Below are 3,843 nucleotides of genomic sequence, written 5' to 3'. Positions count from 1 at the left end.
TCATCCCCGGCCGGACCGGTGACCAACTGCACCGCGACACCACCACGCTCCGGCAACACCAACGGCGCCGACAACGTCAACTCCTCCACCGTGTCCAGGCCCAGCACGTCACCGACGCGGGCCGTGAGTTCGAGGAGGGCGGTGCCGGGGACCAGCACGGTTCCGGCGACGACGTGGTCGGTGATCCAGTCGTGGGTGCCCCGGGACAGTCGGCCGGTGAAGATCATGGAGCCGTCCGCGGCCGCTTCGACGCCCGCGCCCAGCAGCGGGTGACCGGTCTCCAGCAGCCCGGCCGAGGCGACGTCGGCGTGCGACCCCGACGGCGCGAGCCAGTAGCGCTCGGCCCGGAACGGGTAGGTGGGCAGCGGAATCCGGTTCCCTTCGGGGGCGAGCGCGGCCAGGTCCACCGCGATGCCGGCGGTGAAGGCCGCGCCGGCGGCGGTGAGCGCCGTCCGGGCCTCGGGGCGACCGGAGCGCAGGGCCGCGACCGCGGTGTGGCCGTCGTCGCCCAGGACCGCGCCCACCAGCCCGGTGAGGACCGGGTCGGGTCCGGCTTCCAGGAAGACGGTGGTGCCCTGGTCGGCCAGGGTCCGCACGGCGTCGGCGAACCGGACCGGCCGGCGCACCTGCTCCACCCAGTAGTCCGGGGACGACCAGGACTCGGCGCTCGCCAGTTCACCGGTGACAGTCGAGACGATCGGCAACCGCGCGGCCCCGAAGGTCAGCCCGCGCACGATCCGGCCGAAATCGGCGAGCATCGGCTCCATCAGCGGCGAGTGGAAGGCGTGGCTGACGGTCAGACGCCGGGTGCGGCGGCCCTGCTGGGCGAGAGCGTCCGCGACCGCGGCAACGGCGTCGGCCGCGCCGGAGATCACCACCGCCGCAGGGCCGTTGACCGCGGCGATGCCGGCCACGTCCGCGTGCTCGGCGAGCAGGGCGGTCACCTCGGCCTCGCCAGCCTCGACCGCGATCATGGCGCCGCCGGCCGGGAGGTCCCGCATCAGCCGGCCGCGCGCGGTCACCAGGGTCGCCGCGTCGGCGAGGGAGAGCACCCCGGCGGCGTACGCCGCGACGACCTCCCCGATCGAGTGCCCGGCCAGCAGGTCGGGCCGGATCCCCCAGGAGCCGAGGAGCCGCACCAGGGCGACCTCGACGGCGAAGAGCGCGGCCTGGGTGAAGTCCGTGCGGTCCAGCAGCGCCGCTTCCGGGGTGCCGGGGCCGGCGAAGAGGACGTCGCGCAGCGGGCGGGCGAGCCCGGCGTCGAGGTGGCCGATGACTTCGTCAAGGGCCGCGGCGAACACCGGGTACTCGTCGTACAACTCCCGGCCCATGCCGAGACGCTGGGCGCCCTGGCCGGTGAAGAGCAGGGCGATCCGGGCCGGTTCGCTCGTGCGGGCGGTCCCGTCCGCGGCGAGCGCCGCCAGCCCGGCCAGCAGCTCGTCCCGGCCGGTGCCGGCGATCGCGGCGCGTTCGGTGTGGCGGGCCCGTCCGGTGGCGAGGGTGAATCCGACGTCGGCCGGGTCGAGATCGGGACGGTCGGCGACGTACCGGTGCAGCCGGGTGGCCGACTCGCGCAGGCCGGTCTCGTCGCGGGCGGAGAGCGGCCACAGGACGGCGCCGGGCTTTCCGGCCGGCCGGGGGTCGGCGGCCGGCGCCTGTTCGAGGATGACGTGTGCGTTGGTGCCGCTGATCCCGAACGCCGACACGGCTGCCCGTCGCGGAGCCTCGGTCCGCGGCCACGGCTGCTGGTCGGTGAGCAGTCGCACCGCGCCGGCTTCCCAGTCGACGTGCGGGGACGGCTGGTCGACGTGCAGGGTCTGGGGCAGGATGCCGTGCTGGATCGCCTGGACCATCTTGATGACGCCGCCGACGCCGGCCGCGGCCTGCGCGTGGCCGATGTTGGACTTCAGCGAGCCCAGCCACAACGGCTGCTCCGCGGGGCGCTGACCGTAGGTGGCCAGCAATGCCTGCGCCTCGATCGGGTCACCCAGCCGGGTTCCGGTGCCATGGGCCTCGACCGCATCGACGTCGGACACGTCCAGGCCGGCCGCCGACAGCGCCTGCCGGATCACCCGTTGCTGCGAGGGCCCGTTCGGAGCGGTGAGTCCGTTGGACGCGCCGTCCTGGTTGACGGCGGAACCCCGTACCACCGCAAGGATCTTGTGGTTGTTGCGCTGCGCGTCCGAGAGCCGCTCCACCAGCAGCAGGCCGACACCCTCAGCCCAACCGGTGCCGTCGGCGGCCGCCGCGAACGACTTGCACCGCCCATCCACGGCCAGCCCGCGCTGCCGGGAGAACTCGAGGAAGGCGACCGGTGTGGACATCACGGTCGCGCCGCCAGCCAGGGCCAGGTCGCATTCGCCGCGACGCAGCGCGGTGGCGGCCAGGTGCAGCGCGACCAGCGACGACGAGCAGGCGGTGTCGACGGTGACGGCCGGACCCTCCAGGCCGAGGGCGTACGCGACCCGGCCGGACGCGACGCTGCCGGCGCTGCCGCTGAACAGGTAGCCCTCGAAGTCCTCGGCCGGCAGCCGCGGACGTGAGCCGTAGTCGTTGTACATGACACCGGTGAAGACGCCGGTGCGGCTGCCGCGGACCGAGTCCGGATCCACCCCGGCGTGCTCCAGCGCCTCCCACGCGGTCTGCAGCAGCAGCCGCTGCTGCGGGTCGGTCGCCAGTGCCTCACGCGGTGACATGCCGAAGAACTCCGGGTCGAAGCGGTCGGCGTCGTGCAGGAAACCACCCTCCCGGCAGTACGACCGGCCCACCTGCTCCGGATCCGGGTCGAAGAGGGCGTCCACGTCCCAGCCCCGGTTCGTCGGGAAGCCGCTCACCGCGTCGGTGCCGGACGCCACCAGATCCCACAACTGCTCCGGCGACGACACCCCACCCGGGAAGCGGCAGGCCATGCCCACGATCGCGATCGGCTCCTGAGCGCGCTCCTCGACCTCGCGCAGGCGCTTGCGTGCGTCCTGGGCGTCGGCGATGGCGCGCTTCAGGTATTCGCGAAGCTTGTCCCCGTCAGCCACGTTCGTTCAGCTCCCCAGCAGTCGTTCGGTGGTCGGTGCCCTGTGGTGGCCGAGCCCGGCAGGGCCCGGCCACCGGTCGGGTGGAAGGTCAGTCGAGGCCGTCGACGAGCGCGAACAGCTCCTCGTCGCTGGCCGAGTCCAGTTCCTGCTCGGCGGCCTGCCGCGCCGCCCCCTGGTGCAGGTCGAGGAGCCGGCGCAGGCGGGCCTCGATCCGGGACCGGGTCTCGTCGTCGGCCGGCGCGGACCGGACCAGCTCCTCCAGCCGGTCCAGGTCCGTCATCAGGTCGGCGGCGGCCGGTTCCTCGACGGTGAGTTCGTCGCGCAGCAGCGCCGCGATCGCCGCGGGGCTGGGGTGGTCGAAGATGAGCGTGGTCGGCAGCCGCAGGCCGGTGGCGGCGTTGAGCTGGTTGCGCAGTTCGACCGCGGTCAGCGAGTCGAAGCCCAGCTCTTGGAAGGACCGGTCGGCGGGCACGGACTGGGCGTCGGTGTGGCCGAGGACGGCCGCCACCTGCTGGCGTACCAGGTCGATCAGCGTGCGGTCCCGGTCGGCCTCGGGCACGCCGGCCAGGCGCTGTGTCAGGGAGGCGCCGACCGGTGCCGCCTGTGGTGCGCGGCGGGTCGCCGGAATCAGCTCGCGAAGCAGGGCCGGCATCTGGTCGCCGCGGCCGCGCAGAGCTGCGGTGTCCCACCGGGTGACAGCGAGGACCGGCAGGTCGGTTGCGGTGGCCGTGTCGAACAGCCGCATCGCGTCATCGGTCACCAACGGCAGCAGGCCGTACCGCGCCATCCGCTTACGATCGACATCACTCAAATG

General features: G+C 73.8%; 1 protein-coding gene and 1 pseudogene. Both read right to left on the bottom strand.

The features are described from left to right. Window positions 1–3,029: pseudogene (locus CHC09_RS44740) on the bottom strand (type I polyketide synthase); the annotation flags it as partial. Window positions 3,030–3,117: 88 nt separating this feature from the next. Then, window positions 3,118–3,843: phosphopantetheine-binding protein (locus tag CHC09_RS44735; protein WP_244911638.1), on the bottom strand; the 726-nt coding region annotated here is incomplete at its 5' end.

The organism is Actinoplanes regularis (assembly GCF_900188005.1).
GTDB lineage: Bacteria > Actinomycetota > Actinomycetes > Mycobacteriales > Micromonosporaceae > Actinoplanes > Actinoplanes regularis.
This window is presented reverse-complemented; position numbering and strand designations above follow the sequence as displayed.